Origin of the sequence: Bradyrhizobium sp. 31Argb, assembly GCF_043638955.1 — a bacterium.
GTDB lineage: Bacteria > Pseudomonadota > Alphaproteobacteria > Rhizobiales > Xanthobacteraceae > Bradyrhizobium.
Window position 1 is genome coordinate 1 of record NZ_JBEGDB010000205.1, and the last position, 14,410, is coordinate 14,410.

Below are 14,410 nucleotides of genomic sequence, written 5' to 3' on the forward strand. Positions count from 1 at the left end.
GCGCGAAACTACTTCGCCGTCGTCGCCATTGCCGCCACTCTGCTCTGGATAAGGTAACTGTCCACACGGCCTAGCTCAAGGCACCTATCTCTTCGAGTAGGTAACAGGGCACCTGGGCGACGGGCAGTGATAGCGACGCCGCAAAGCGGCGGCCCCATCGCCCGAGTACCTCCGGCGAGCGACCCATGATGCCTACAAATCGGCGGCGCGGCTTGGCGATCCATCGGGCCTTAGGCGCCATAGGTGGCCCGCGCCATAACCGGACGCAGCACACGGCAACGATCGTTATCCACGGGGTCGGAGACGCCTTGCGGCTACGGTCGCAGGCCTTTGCCTGCGAGTAGAGCGTGACGGGGGAACGGCGGGCCGCGAAGGGACTTCCAGGCTGCATTCCATGGCGCATCCGGAAATTGACGCGAGGTGGGTTGGCCTGATACAATTTTAAATTGATCGTAAGGCACCATATGTTTCGGGAGGCTGAAGATGTGGAAGCGATCTGGAAGTTTGTTGCTCGCGTTTGCTCTTGCCGCAGGGGCGCTGTCGCCAGCTTACGCTGCAGACGGCAGCGGGACGCAGCGGCTACGTGCGGCATTGCTGTTACCGCCGAAAACCCTCAAGAACGCCACGCCGGTGCCCTACACACGGGTCGATTCGGCGACCTGCATATGCGATGGTATCCCTTTCCAGGCGGGCTGCCCGGGCAACCAGAGAGTGACCTGCAAGTGCGGGCCCCCCGGATATAGCTGCTCAAACTAGCTGTGCACCGTCTGCTCTGATGACGCCGTCGGCCGGTCAAGCGGTTATATACATGGTTCCGCCCGGCGGGCGAGCGACGCAGCACTTTTGTGGTGGTCGGATTTGCTCGCGAAGGTACAAGGAGGGTGTGTGGCAGATCCGGTCGGCACGTCTACGAACGCTTTTTTCACGCTGCAGAGCATGATGACGCTCGGCGGCGCCACGGGTGCGACCTTCGTCGTCGCGAACGGCATTCAACGCGCCTTCGACTATAACCCGCGTTGGCTCGCACTCCTGATCGCGCAACTGGTCTGCCTCGGCGTGGTGTATCAATCGCATGGCGTCGGCAGCGACTATGTGATCGGTGTGATCAACGGCTTCCTGGTGTATTGTTCGGCAGCCGGAGCGACCGGCGCGGCCGGTGCGGCCTCCGGAGCGGCGCCGGCGCGTGACGCAAGTGCGCGATCAGGCAACGTTGCGCGCGAGGCCTCACCGGCCCCTGGCCATCGGCAGCTTTTCACGCCCTGGTTCTGACCGGCGTGTTGCGTGGATCCGTCCAGGCAACAGCGTTCGGCGATCTGACGCGCGTCGTCCTTGTCGGCGTTAGCCATTTTGAAGACGAAGCGTTTTGGGAACTCAAGGCCTGCGCCCCCGAGACCGAGCGTCTTGGCGCGGCGCTAAAGGACCCGGCTGGATGCCGCATACCCGATCGCAACGTCGATGTCGTCGTCGACGACCGCGCCACCGTGGATCAGGTCATCCCGTTGTTGCAGGCGGCGAGCTCGGCCGCGACGCCGGATCAAATCCTCATCGTCTATTTTGCGGGGCACGGTGAGAAGATCGAAGGCGGTTTCGCGCTTATCCTGCATGACACGCGACAGGCCGACCTCGCCCGGACGGCGCTGACCAGCGCGCAGCTCGACCGCATCTTTTCCGGCTGCAAGGCGCGGGGCCTGCTGATGGTCCTGGATTGTTGCGGTGGCGCGGCGTTGGCCGAAAATGCACCCGCCTTCATGCAGCAGGTCGGGCAGCATGATTTTCGCATCCTGCTGAGCGCTTCGCGCGCCGATCAGTCGTCGTGGGAGACCTCCCGCGGGTCCGTGTTTACCAAGCATCTGATCGATGTTGTGGAAGGCACCGCGCAGATATCTGCCACGCCCGGCCAGGTCTATTTCAACGATCTGCTGCGGCACTTGCGCAATTCTGTGGGCGAGGAGATTGCTAACGCAGGCGGGGCCTTGCCGCCGCAGGAGCCGGTGTTCAATGGCGGCTACGTCGACGACCCGCTGATCTTCGTTCACACCGGAGAGACGCTGAAGCAGATCCGGGTGAAAGTCCAACGCTATTCGCAATCCTACGTGCGCGCGCGCATTCGCTTTACCGTTCTCATCATCGCTAGCCTTTTGCTGATCGGCCTTGCGGGCTTCTGGCTCGTGCTCGATCAACATTATTATCTTCAGGCCGGCGACCGTTCGACGGCCGTGTATCACGGCTACCCGGGCTTGAGCGGCCTCGGCTATCCCAAGCTACTTTGGACAGCCGAGGTACAGCGCAATTTCATCAAGCCTGACAGCCCTCTCGCCAACGGTGAGGCTGTCGTGGCAAGGCGCACTCAGCCTGTCTTCGCGACGCTCTTCAACGAACTATCTCCGGCGGGCCAGTCGCTGGTGTGGGTGTGGGCCGGCCGAAAGGAAGACGCAAGGCGCCGCGCCAAGGCAGGCATGGATGCCGTCGGTGCGGGTCGACCGAACGAATGGGCGGAGCTGGCGCAGCTTTTCGCGGCCAATGCAACGGCTGCAGACTTGACACAGCTGGCCGAGCTGAGCCGGCATCAGAATGTTTCCGTGGTCCAGGCCGCACTGCAGGCGCTGGCGCGCTTGGATCGGACCGAGTCGATCAAGGCCTTGTCCCGACGTGGCTTTGAGATGAACCAGGTTGGCATCCATCTCGAAGCGCTGAAGCTTTGGGATCGACCCTGCGACGACGCGCTGCGCAACTATCTGAACAAATTCGAGCGGGCCCCCAGCTATTCGCAGTTCGTACGCGCGACACTCGTGACGGCATTTGAGGCGCATTGCGTCGTCGACCTCGACCCGCTGCTGGCCGCCGACCTGGCCTATCTCGGCGCGGTCGCAACGTATTGGGCAACGCAGGGCGGCGAGACCCCTGCAGCGCTTGCCAGGAACATTCAGGGCGAGATTGGGGCCACCATCACGCGGATCGCCGCCGACGAGGCCGGGGCGGCGCAGAAAGATTTTCCCATCCTCGAGCGCCTCGTCGAGATGGGCCTTGCCTTACCAAAAGCCGATTGTCCAGTGGCTGCCGTGGATTCACCGGCCGCACCGGGCCGTCCAAGCGTCGTTGGCCGATTCGGCCAACTCACGGCGGTGCTCGACCGGGTTTCCAGCCCGACGGCATTTCGCCACGAGCGCACGCGTTTGGCGGCATACCTGGCTGCGACCTGCAAAGGTGTCACGGTGTTCCTGATCCCTGCGGAGCAACTGGGCGCGCAATGGTCGATCGCACTCGTGCAAGGGACGGAACGGCAAATCGTCACACAATTTGCCCTCGATGCCGGCAACATCCCGATTGATGCCGTTCAACTCGCCGAATACATCACGGCGCCGGATCAGGCAGCGCCGCTTCAGCAGTTGGCTGCCGGCAATCTCGACGGCTATTGGAAGTCGCGGATCGTGCGAAAGCTGCGCCTGTTGAAGGTGCCTGCCGCGCCCATCGAACCCTTCTTCAGCCGCGGCGAGTTGGAGCTTCAGGTCGAGGCCTATCTGTGGCAGGCGGCGAGCGATCACGATGGGGCGCTGCGCGCAGCGCTTGCGCGGTTGAATGATCCGGCAGCCGAGTTCCTTCCCGGGCTGTTGACGCTGTTGGACACGGACGCAAATTCGCGCGCCGTGATCATGCGCGCCCTGACGGGTGCGGTTTCGGACGAGGCCCGGCGCACCGCGCTCATCACCCTGTTCGGAACCAAGGCGCAAGTTGCCGAAAGGCTGGCTTCACCCCAATCGGACATCCGTGCGACCGCGGTCGACTATCTCGATTTCCGTGACGATCTCGTCGATGTTGCCGCGCTGGCGCAGCCAGCGCTGGTGATGCCGACCTTTTTTTCCGCAAATTTCACCAGCATGGCGTCTCATCGCGATCGCATCCGCGCTGATCTCGCATCGACGCCTGACTGGGCGGTCGGAGTCCGTTCGAAACTGATGCTTGATCTGCGCAACGACCTGTCGAGCGGCATGCGCCTGTGGATCGACCGGGAGACACGGCGGCGTACCGAAGGCCTGCCGGGCCGCCAGTGAGCGCGCGAGAGCGTAAGCCAAAGACGAAGAAGCGGGCTGACCGCGACCTTTTGGGCCGCCGTCGGTGCCTAAACCGAAGAGCAACTTCAACATGCAAGCCAGAACGTTTATCTGCCGGAACTGTGCGACGACACCGTCGCCCGCATCAAGCTGAAGCAGGCCGCCGAGCAGGACTTGCGTGAGCAGATCCGCCATCTCGCGGACAAGACCAACCTGCTCATGTGCCTGCAAACCGGGGCAAGAAAAGCCGGGCGGCTGGCTCTGGCCAAGCAGCTGGAGGGAATGTGAAGATCGAGCTTTTGAACTACCTGCGGCAACAAGACTGGACGTCCACCATGGACAAGGTCGAGATAGACCGGCTTTCCGATTTCGATGCGCGTTTCGGCGGACTTGGTATCCATGTGGGTCCGCGCACAGGTCCCAAAAAGCGTTCACAGGATGCCAGGGAGTGGTTTGTGCTCCGTCGCTTCATGGCGGCTGCCCTCCCTATAGCAATCTTCGACCTTCCGATCACAATAACAAAGGTACATCCGCCAAAGCCGGATTTTGCGATAACGCACGGTTCAGCGCATGTGCCTGCACTTATCGAAATCACTGAGGCGACCCATCCGGACGATCAGCGGGAAATGACCGAGTTCCTCAAAAGCGGTGAGGCGCTCATGCTGCTCGGCGACTTTGGCGGCCGGTTTGCGGATGGAGCGAGCCAGCCGAAGCTGGCATGGGCCTCCGACATCCATGACGCCATCGTTCGCAAGCATGACAAGTCGATTTGCCGCTTGTCGACGCCTGATCGGCACCTGCTTGTCTATCCAAACTCCAACGCGTCGCAGTTGATCTTCGACGAAGCGGACGAGCGCGAGGCCTTCGCCCATCTGAGGCAACGGATCGACGCGGACGCCGCGCAATATGCCAAGATGCTGAATGGGTGCCGAGTGCATGTGCTCGGGAAGGCGCTGGCCGGCTTCGACATGACGGGAGAATTCATTCTGACGCCACGGGCCGCTCGCTTGCCGACACAATCGCCACTATGATTCGAAGACAAGCGAGTCGAGCCAACGACCCGGGGGCCGGTCATTGTCATCACGTCAACACAGCCTCCAATTCGCGCGCTTCATGCCCGCCGACGCGTTCCTTCGGGAGCTCGGCATGCTGCGCGCTTTCCGCGGCGAGTACATGGGAAGCGGATTGTTGGAAATGCTGGAAGAATCCGGGCTCCTTCTGCCGCGCCTTCGAATCCGACTTCCCGATCCCATCGCCCGGCGATTCTGGCTCCGGTCTCATGACGAGATGCCACGTCGCATGACGCTTCCGATCGAGCCCGATGGGCCCGGCTGGGACGCAGCGGTTGCATTCGATGAGGCGTTGCACCGTTCGCAGAACTGGATTGTCTATGGTCTTGCGCCAAATCCCCTCGATGATCCGGAAGCGCGGTTCTTGCATCTCATCGAGCAGCCATCACGCGACGCGTTCGTTCTACACCGCGATCGGCGAGTTGATGTCAGCAACGATATTGAGGAAACGCTCTTCGCCGACAATTGTGACGATCACTATAGCACTTGGCAGCTTCTATTGGCCGTCGAACAGGCCGAAGCCGGCGTGGCCGTGAGGATCAATCTCGAGGACGAGCGACGTTTTGCTACCATACGCAGCGCGATGGAAGACGGCCGCCTGCCCGAGGGTGCGCGCTTTACCTACAATTTCCAGCCTGTCCATGCCGCGCGCGAATTCAGGAAGCACGAGAAAGCGTTCGATGCCGTTGTGTGGTTTGTGGAGGAGCGCGGGCGGGCTCTCAACAACCTCGTCAAGGGACAGGGCGGACGGTTTCGGTTGAGTCTGGAGCAGGGCCGACAATACGACGAGGCTACCCAAGATCTCGCCGCTGCGTCTTGCCGCCGCTTCGATGTCAACGTCGAAGCGCTGGTTGCGGTCATTCGCTATTGCGCCAAGCGCTGGTCGGATTGGGACGGCGATGGCCGTCCGCTGATCGCGGACGCCTACAAGGATTTCACGGGGGCGGCCGTGTTGTTGACGCGCAGGCGCGGCGCTCTCAGTTTCGTCGAACTGCGAGACCGGGTTGGCGTCGTTGGCGGCTGGCACAAGCCTGTCCTGGACCTGATGTGGCCCGATTGGGCAAGGCAAGAAAAGGAGCGCGTCAGTCTGACGCTGCAGGTCAATCTCGGCGTCGAAGCAAGTACCCTCAAGCAGGCAGACATTGACGCGTTCGTCGAGTTCCTCGCGAGCGAGGGGTTGGAGGCGTTCTTCTGGAGGCTGAAATCGTTCGAGGACCATGCCCTTCGCGGCAACGAGTTCGCGATCGAGGCCATGAAGAGCGACATCCAGGGCATGGCCGTTGTCGTCGAGCACGTCGCCACGGCGCTGGGCTCGAACAAGGACCAGCTTTACGAGCAGTTCAAGCAGCTTTGGCGCAATCCCGAAGTTTCGGCCATTCTCAAACGAGGCGACGTGGCGCCACTGGCCCGTCAGGCAAGCCTGGCCGACGATTGGCCGGCGCTCAAGGCCAAGATCGACGCGCTCCGTGCCGAGCCCGGCGGCGGCATCGCCGCCGATCTGGTCGTGGCCCATCGCATTCGCGGCGGCGTCCATTCACAACTGCCGGAAGACGATCACCTCGAACTGGAAGCGCTGTTTACCGGCCTGATGCGCGCGGCCCTTTTGACCTTTGTCGAGGCTCGGTCCGGGAGGCCGACGTAGGGCGGCTCTTTTGCCGCCCTCATTGAATGCTCCCCTCGGCAAATGTCGTTGTTCGCGGCGTCATGTCTTCAAAAGTCCGTCCCCAGCACGGCGCTGATGCGGTTACGAAGCTTGACGCGCAGCTCTGCGTGGTCACTCCAGAAGATGTGCGCATATTGGCGCGTGTCGAAATGAACATCGCGCGCCGACGATTGGCGGCACGTATGGAACACCGGGATGCGAAGCCCGTGCGCAAATCCGGCTTCCCAGGATGACGCATCGTAGAGCCGTCCGCGGCCCCGTCTCGCGCGCGAGCACGCTATGCGCGCGTTTGAAAAGACCCACATCCATGCGAAGCGGCTCGACGAGATCGCCGAAGATGATGTGAGGGGCCTGCACGAAGACGTTATGAATCTTGGAGGAGGGGCGATCAGCCCCATAGATCTGCCGCGGGTAACGGCGAAGAAACAGGTCGCGTATCATGCGGGCTGACTTTCAAAGCAGGTGGGCTGCGAAGCGTCGTCATCGGATCAAAGGCCAATACAGGTGATCTCCATAATTTGCTTCCGCGGCTTGGCTTCAGGTTTCGCCGCTGATGCGTCCCTCCTCGCCGAGCGGTACGATCCAGCCTCCTGCGCGGTCATACCGGGCAAATTCATCAGCATGCACGGCCGTAGCCAAGCGATTACGCACAATGTCGGGCTCTGCGTCGATGGCTGCGCGAATGAGATCGCGCTCGATCCCGACAAGGACCGGTCGGAGGTTGAGACGAGCGAGCGCTTCCTGGTCGGCGGGTGTAACATCGGCGTCGGTGACTGGTCCCGCGCGGGTAACGATGCCGCCGACAAGCCCTCCAAAGGCGCTTACCTTCTCCACGTCCCTTATCGGCGCGGCATCGAGCAGCGCTCGCGCGTGTACGAGATCGTCCTGGAGCCTTCGGGCAAATGGTTGATACGTGAGACGACGGAGGGCGCCCGCCAATTCGGCATGACCGAGTGGCTTGATCAAGTTGGCGATATGCAGCCGAAGAAGGCCGATGAAGAGCGCGTTCTTCTCTTCGGGAGCGATGGGCTCGCCTTCATCGACGGGATCGCGGACCGAGAGATGGACATCGGCTGGACCAGCGACAGCCATTCCCCAGCGCGTTGTGATCGCGATGCGCTTCACCGTGACTTTGCGGCCTTGGGCGGTGACGTCGATCCGCCCAGCCTGCGTCCACGCTCGATCCAGCGCCTTCGCGGGTCCTCCGACATCATGGCAGCCTTTTGCCTCGGCCACCGTTAGGGAGGAAAGGTCAGAGGCGCAGGCGATCCAATCGGGCAGGTCGCCGCGAAACAGGCGCTTGACCCTGACCTGTCTGCGGCGGTCCAAGTCGATGGTTCGGCTGCCGAGATGTGCAAAGATCGAAAGATTGAGGTGTTGTTCGAGATAGGCGCGGGCGACGAAGCGTCCAAACAGACCCGAGAGCGCGACCTTGACTTCGCGCGCCTGTCCTAGGGGCTCCTTGAAGACGAAAGGCGTTCCCGCGCCGGTCGGCGCCAGCAGCGCGTCGAGGATGGACCACGCGCCATAGGCGGCGCCGGGTGTCTGTAGCACTTCCCGAATGCCGGCATCCTCGATATCGGATATTTCAAGATCGACGGTCGGGCCGGCCACGGGGCTCGCGGCTGCAGGGTCGAAGCTATGAAGAAATGTTCGTGTCAAAGCGCCAGCGCTCGTTTGAGATCGTCGTGCTCGAACGCGCTGGCCATGCGGTTGATTTCGGCCGCGCGGGCGCCGACGGCTTTGGCTGTGTCGCGCCAGGTCGCGGTCGCTGTCGCGACGTCCTTGATGATCGTGCGGGCCTGCGGCAGCGTAAGTCCAAAATATTCCGACGCGGCTTCGAGCAGATCGAGCGAGCAGGTGCCTTCATCGAGGTCGATGTTCGTCGTCAGCACCCGCGCCTTCACATCGGCGGGGACGGGATTGAGGTCGTAAGCCGGCGAGAGCGACCATCCCGTCTTTCCCATCCACAGGAAACCATGGTTGCGCAGATGATCATCGACATTGGAGATCAGCACGTTGAAGACGACACGCCGGTAGAGGGCGTGGGCATCCGTCTTCCCTTGCGCACCATGTTGCGCGAGAGCGTCGACAATCTCGGGATAGCTTCCGCGCTCGCCGTCTTTGGCGCCCATCATCGCCATGGCGGAGAGGAACGGGATGCGGACGGCGTCATTGCGATCGAAACGGCGTGACAGCATGACGGCCTTGCCGGCCACCTCGATCAGTTCGTGTTGCGGAGTGGCGATGCCGGCCTTGCCGGCGAGCCGCAGCGCAATCTCCTCCCAGGTCTCCGTGCTGTAGTCGTCGGTCTCCTTCGGAAACTTGGCGATCGAGAGATTGCCGTGCTGATCGACGACCGAGGCCTTCGGCCGGGCGCCGCCGAGGGAGGAGCCGGGCGCGAAGATGAGCTGGAGATCTTCGTCCGTTTCCTCGTCGCGGAGAATGCGCTCGGTGATCTGGAGCAGTCGGCCGAGTTCGATCAGGGCGGGCACACCAGCGTGGATCGGCGCCTGAAAGGTTTCGTCGCCGACCCAGCGGAAACGGAGTGCGCCAAGTCGCGTTTCGTCGGCAACGCCGAGCAGATAGTCACTTTCTGCAAGCGCGCGAACCGCGCGGCCCTCGCGGTCGGCGAGGCGGCGTTCGGCGCGCTGCATGAGACGGCGGCCCCAAGTGTCAGGCGCGGAGTCGCCGATGGAGCCGAACGTGGGCAGTCCGGCAGGAGGAGCAAAGGCGCCACGCGTCAGGGCGAGGGCGGGTTCCAGTGAGAACCGGTCCGGATCATCAAGCCACGCGCCATCGTATTCGAAGAGGATGGTCTCTGAGCCTCGGATGCGATTGCTCCTTGCCAGTCCGATGCGGCGAGTGCGGCCGCCGAGATCGATATGCACCTCGAAGTCAGCCATCGCGTGAGGCTCCGGTCTTGCGCTTGAGATGGATATGCTTTGGCAGCTCGGCGCTGGCGAGCGCCTGGCCGACGGTGTCGTTGCTAATGTCCGCGACCTTGATCAGGCCGTCGAGCAGGCCGAGCGCCTGAAGAACGCCGGCATAGATGCCGATACTGACGTTGGTGTCGCCGGCCTCGACTCTTTGCAGCGTCGAGCGGGACGTGAAGGCGCGCTCGGCGACGACCGCCATCGGCAGCCGACGGCGCCGCCGGGCATCTTGGATGTCGGCGCCGAGCTTGCGCAGGGCCCGTCGAACGGCAGCGGGAGGATTGTGTGGGGTCGGCATTTGACACCTTCACGCTACAGATTTGCCGAATATGTAGCACGAAGCTTACAAATATCCTAGTCCGTCAGAATCGGTATTTTCGTAGTGGAACCGCGAGGCGTTCGCCAAAGCGTATATATAGGCCAACGAGGAGGCCTGTTGGTTGAGAACTGTCAGAAGACCGGCGCAGTCTCCGAAGGTCGGTATTCGCATCTCGTGACCGAGGGTTGAGGTGAGCCCATTACCTATGGGCGCGAGCTGTTCGCGCTCCCTCATCCGACCTCCCGCTCGGTGACGATGCTATCTTCCAGCAGCGGAAGGTCGAGGCTCGGAATTTCAGGCATGGCCTTGCCCGCGATGGCCTGAAGGTCTCCGACCATTCCAACCGTGGAGTCGATAACCGCCAGTATCTGCGTCTCCCGCTTGGCCCACTGGCGGCCCATGAACTTTCGTTCTTTGTCGAGATCGTCGCGCATGTCATTGAACTTCTCGACCACAGCCTCCACGCGCTGCCTGAATTTGGTTCCGGTCAGGTAGTTGTAGACCTGCTCCATCTTCGTTTGCTGTCCCTGCTGGACGAGCCGCGAGCTGCTCACGTCAATCAGACCTTGGCGCAGCGCCACGGCAACTGGCAGTGCGCAGCGCGGATGAGCCACCCACACGCCGTCAACCAGGTCGAACTGCTCGATATGCTTGGGCAGGGCATGCGAAATGATGAGCGCAATGTCGGCGCCGGAGCGGCGCTGGTCATCGCGCAGTTTGGCAAGCCAGCCATCGCTCCAGGCTTTCGTACGCTTGGTCTCCCAAAGGATCGTGCCGGCGGGCTGGCCAAGCTGGCCATTCACCTGCTGGACAACGTCGGCCCCAAGCTCACCCTTGCCGACCGGTTCGATGGTGTCCGTCGGAAAACGTCCGCGCAGAAGTTCCTCCAACTCAAGTTCGAGGACCTCCCCCTGCGACTGCTGTGATCCTTGCTCGGCCTTGCGTTTCAGCTCCTCGATGGTCCGCGTCATCGACTCGATGGTCTGATCTTTTTCCGCGACCCGCAGCCGCGCGGCTTCATCGGCTTCTTGCCGGGCCTTGGCATGGATTTGCTCGACGGAGGCCTGCACGCGCTTTTCGACCGTGAGGTCTAGCCCGCGCTTCTCGTCATCGAGCGCCCGCTGCTTGCGCATCACTTCGGCGTGGGCCTGTTGCGCTTCGGCCAGCTTGGCATTGTTGGCATCGAGCATCTGGCGAAGCTCAGCGTTCTCGCTGGCCTTTGTCGCAAGCTCAGCTGCGGCCGCCTCGCGCGCCTTCTTTGACTCGATGGCGACCAACTGGCTCCGCTCTGCCGCGAGGCGTTGCTTGACCTGGTCATCGAGTGTCTCGCGCTCCTTCTGCAGCTGCTCGCGCTGCTGGCGCAGTTCATCAGACTTGCGCGCGACCTCCGCGTCCTTGCTGGCAAGCTGCTCCTGAAAACGCTGGCGGGTCTCCGCCAGGAGGGGGGCGGCGAGGGATTCCGTAAGCCGGATCTCATGGTTGCAATTGGGGCAGTGAAGGATGGGTTCATGCGCGGCCCCAGCCACGGTTGCCTTGAATGTCATGAACCCTCCCGTTCCGTCGCCTTAAGCCGGAATAAACGTGATCCGGCCAGCCTCTCCACGCTTTCTGTGCGGCTTTACCGTTATTTCGACATCCTGATCGAACGCTGTCAGCATTCGCATCAGCTTTTCCACCGAAACCAGCTTGAAATGGCCCCGGAGCAGCTTGGACAGGTCCGGTTGCTTCATCTCGACCAGCTTGGCGGCATCGGTCTGCGTACTCTCCCGCTCTTCCATCAGCCGTTTCAACTGAACGACTAGGGCAGCCTTGAGCTGGTGCTCCTCGGCGTTTGGCAGGCCGAGGTCAGCGAAAATGTTGCCGGTGCCCCGGCTATGGGCAGGCAGCTTTTTCTTCGTGCTCATCATCGGTCTCCCTTTGTTGCCTGATGGATCGCTTCGGCGTCCCGCAGACGCTGGCGCACCAGGTCAATGTGCCGCTGCGGTGTCGCAATGCCGCTGGTGGACTTTTTCTGAAACGCGTGCAGGACGTACAGGACGCCCTCCAGCCGCGTTGTGTAGACGGTTCGATAGGTATCGCCGTCAAAGTTGTCGCGAATCTCCAGAACCCCGCTTAAGCCTTTAAGGGGCTTGGCGTTGCGCGGGTGTTCACCGAGCTGCGCTTCGAACAGTGACTGGCCGATCTCGCTTCGGACAGCCGCGGGAAAAGCCCGCAGGTCCTTCTTGCTCGAACCCACGAAAACCGTGGGCTTGACCGTGCGCAGTAGATCATTCACGGGATTATAGTAATATACCTATAGGTCGCTGTCAACGATACAACGAAGGTGAGGGGACAGGGCGCTTGACAACAGAAACGAGCCACCCTCCATTGCCACAATCAATGATTTTGCATTGCCCTTCATACAATTTTTCCTGGAGCCCCATGGCCGGCGACGACGATCTGTTTGACTGGTGCGCTGCACGCCCGCTCTGGCAACAGGAAGCCATCCGTCTCCTGAGCGCAAGACCGTCGCTGGACGCCGATGAACTCAACCAGCTTGAGCAGGCCGTTCGAGCCGCAGCTGGGCTTTCCAATGAAAAGCCGCCAGCGTGGCCCGCATTGACCAAGACCCACCTGAAGGCGGGTAACCGGTTCGCGCCGGTCACTGTTCTGGGCTCCATTGGTCCGCTACGCAACATCGACCGGTTGGCCGCCGAGCAACCGCCGCTGAAGTTCGCGATCAACGGCGTGACGCTCATTTACGGGCCCAACGGTTCGGGCAAGAGCGGCTATTGCCGCATTGCCAAGAAAATCTGCCATTGCTTGCATGACGTGACGTTGCGGGGCAATGTATTCGAGCCGGAATCGTCCGATCCCCGTGAGGTGACCCTGACCTTCCGCGTCGATGGCGATAAAAAGCGCACCGTGGTTTGGGATGATCGTAGCGCGCCGCCGCCGGAACTCGGCAGAATCTCCGTCTTCGACAGCGATGCCGCCGGCCTGTATGTCGACGCCGAGCGCAATATCGAGTTTCTGCCGTTCGAACTGGCCCTGCTGACCAATCTCGCTGAGGTGCTGCGCACCCTGGACAGCCGCTTCAAGGCCGAAGAAGCGCGCCTGACCAAGGCGCACCAGGCGCCCCTGCCGCTCGGATATGACAAGCGCACCAAAATCGCGGCGCTGTTGGCGAACCTGAAGCCGGATCAGCATCTGCCCAGCGAAGAGGCCATGCGGGCTTTGGCGACCTGGAGTGACAAGGACGAGGCCGACCTTCAGACGATCAAGCAAGAGCTCGGCCGTGACCCGGTCCTCCTGACGCGGGTGAAGGAGGCCAGCAAGTCGGCGGTTCAAGAGTTGGTAACCAATGCCGATGCGATCTTCGATGCGATCGGCAACGCGGGCCTGGCGAGACTGAAGCAGGCTCAGCAAAAGGCGTCGTCGACACGCGAGGCCGCCAAGGCCGCCGCTGCCGCCCTGGCGGCAGAATCAGCTGTTCCGCAGTTGGGTAGTGACACCTGGCGTCAGATGCTGATGTACGCGCGCGATTTCGCGGCCGAAGCATACCCGGCCGCCGAACCGCCGCAGCTGGCGACGGCCGGCACCTGCGTCCTCTGCCATCAGCCGCTCGACGGCCCGGCCCAGGCACGCTTGGCCGCGTTTGACGAGTATGTCCAGGGCCGGGCCAACGCGGATGCCGAGACCGCGAAGAACGAGTTCGCGGAAGTCGCCAAAGCGATCCTCGATCTGAAGATCTCCGGCGGTCAGGACATCAAGGACAGGCTCGTCAATTTCGTTGAGGGCTCGAAGCCGCGTCAGGCCCTGGCCGACAGGATGGAGCGGTTTTATGCGGCCAGCCAGGAGCGTCACACCCTGGTCTGTGCAGCCGTCAGGGCCGTCGACTACGCGCGTCTTGACGGTCTCGCCGATCTCGACCGGTCAGCGATTGACGAACTGCTGGGCGAAGGGGCTGTCCTCGTCAAGGAAATCGAGGCATTGAAGCCTTCGGCAGATGACACCTCCGGGCGCCAGCGGCGCCAGCAGGAGCTGGATGAACTGGAGGCGCGGAAGAAGTTCTCCGCCGACATCGAGACGTTCGTGGCCCGGCGCAACTCGCTTGACTTGCTCGTCAAGACCAAGGCGTGCGCGGCGGCCTGTGCCGTCGCCAGCGTCACGTCCCACATCACGCGCATCAGGCGCAAGGTTCTGACCACGTCGCTGCAAACCAGCCTTCAGGACGAGATCGTTGCGCTTGATCTGCAGCATCTGCCGCTCAAGCTCGCCGACCGTGGCGAGGTGGGCAAGAGCAAGGTTCATATCGGGCTAGGCCGTGTGGACTCTTGGGATTCTCAAATCAGATTGAACGTGATTCAAGGCTTTCTTTTAGGAGGAAGCCT

At 62.2% G+C, this 14,410-nt stretch carries 12 protein-coding genes; 6 read left to right on the top strand and 6 right to left on the bottom strand.

The window, feature by feature from the left end; translation table 11 throughout:
- The first annotated feature begins 885 nt into the window (after positions 1 to 885).
- The 5 genes from AAFX91_RS29645 (at position 886) to AAFX91_RS29665 (ending at position 7,232) form a co-directional block, all read left to right on the top strand.
- Positions 886 to 1,269: a hypothetical protein gene (locus tag AAFX91_RS29645; protein ID WP_394568987.1), complete on the top strand. Its 384-nt coding sequence runs from the start codon at positions 886 to 888 to the stop codon at positions 1,267 to 1,269.
- 8 nt (positions 1,270 to 1,277) lie between these two features.
- Positions 1,278 to 4,049, top strand: coding sequence for a caspase domain-containing protein (locus AAFX91_RS29650; protein WP_394568988.1), 2,772 nt, complete (start codon positions 1,278 to 1,280; stop codon positions 4,047 to 4,049).
- A 284-nt stretch (positions 4,050 to 4,333) separates the two neighbouring features.
- On the top strand, positions 4,334 to 5,080 hold the full coding sequence (locus AAFX91_RS29655) for a hypothetical protein (RefSeq protein ID WP_394568989.1): 747 nt from the start codon (positions 4,334 to 4,336) through the stop codon (positions 5,078 to 5,080).
- A 403-nt stretch (positions 5,081 to 5,483) separates the two neighbouring features.
- Positions 5,484 to 6,761, top strand: a complete 1,278-nt coding sequence (locus tag AAFX91_RS29660) for a hypothetical protein (protein WP_394568990.1) — start codon at positions 5,484 to 5,486, stop codon at positions 6,759 to 6,761.
- A 300-nt stretch (positions 6,762 to 7,061) separates the two neighbouring features.
- Positions 7,062 to 7,232, top strand: a complete 171-nt coding sequence (locus AAFX91_RS29665; protein WP_394568991.1) for a hypothetical protein — start codon at positions 7,062 to 7,064, stop codon at positions 7,230 to 7,232.
- Between the two features lie 87 nt (positions 7,233 to 7,319).
- On the opposite strand, the gene AAFX91_RS29670 is transcribed toward AAFX91_RS29665, so the two are convergent.
- The 6 genes from AAFX91_RS29670 to AAFX91_RS29695 form a co-directional block, all read right to left on the bottom strand.
- Positions 7,320 to 8,396: a hypothetical protein gene (locus AAFX91_RS29670; RefSeq protein ID WP_394568992.1), complete on the bottom strand. Its 1,077-nt coding sequence runs from the start codon at positions 8,394 to 8,396 to the stop codon at positions 7,320 to 7,322.
- A 44-nt stretch (positions 8,397 to 8,440) separates the two neighbouring features.
- A complete protein-coding gene (locus AAFX91_RS29675) occupies positions 8,441 to 9,688 on the bottom strand; it encodes a type II toxin-antitoxin system HipA family toxin (protein WP_394568993.1) in 1,248 nt (415 codons plus the stop codon).
- Entirely contained in the window at positions 9,681 to 10,016 is a 336-nt protein-coding gene (locus AAFX91_RS29680; protein WP_394568994.1) for a helix-turn-helix domain-containing protein, read from the bottom strand. The genes AAFX91_RS29675 and AAFX91_RS29680 overlap by 8 nt, the downstream gene beginning before the upstream one ends.
- Positions 10,017 to 10,267: 251 nt before the next feature.
- The gene (locus AAFX91_RS29685; protein WP_394568995.1) at positions 10,268 to 11,581 is read right to left on the bottom strand and encodes a DUF2130 domain-containing protein; all 1,314 of its coding nucleotides are present in this window, start codon (positions 11,579 to 11,581) and stop codon (positions 10,268 to 10,270) included.
- Between the two features lie 21 nt (positions 11,582 to 11,602).
- On the bottom strand, positions 11,603 to 11,944 hold the full coding sequence (locus tag AAFX91_RS29690; RefSeq protein ID WP_394568996.1) for a helix-turn-helix domain-containing protein: 342 nt from the start codon (positions 11,942 to 11,944) through the stop codon (positions 11,603 to 11,605).
- Positions 11,941 to 12,312: a type II toxin-antitoxin system RelE/ParE family toxin gene (locus tag AAFX91_RS29695; RefSeq protein ID WP_394568997.1), complete on the bottom strand. Its 372-nt coding sequence runs from the start codon at positions 12,310 to 12,312 to the stop codon at positions 11,941 to 11,943. Before AAFX91_RS29695 ends, AAFX91_RS29690 begins: the two co-directional genes overlap by 4 nt.
- A gap of 146 nt (positions 12,313 to 12,458) precedes the next feature.
- On the opposite strand from AAFX91_RS29695, the gene AAFX91_RS29700 reads away from it, so the two are divergent.
- On the top strand, positions 12,459 to 14,410 hold a 1,952-nt coding region (locus tag AAFX91_RS29700), incomplete at its 3' end, for a hypothetical protein (RefSeq protein WP_394568998.1).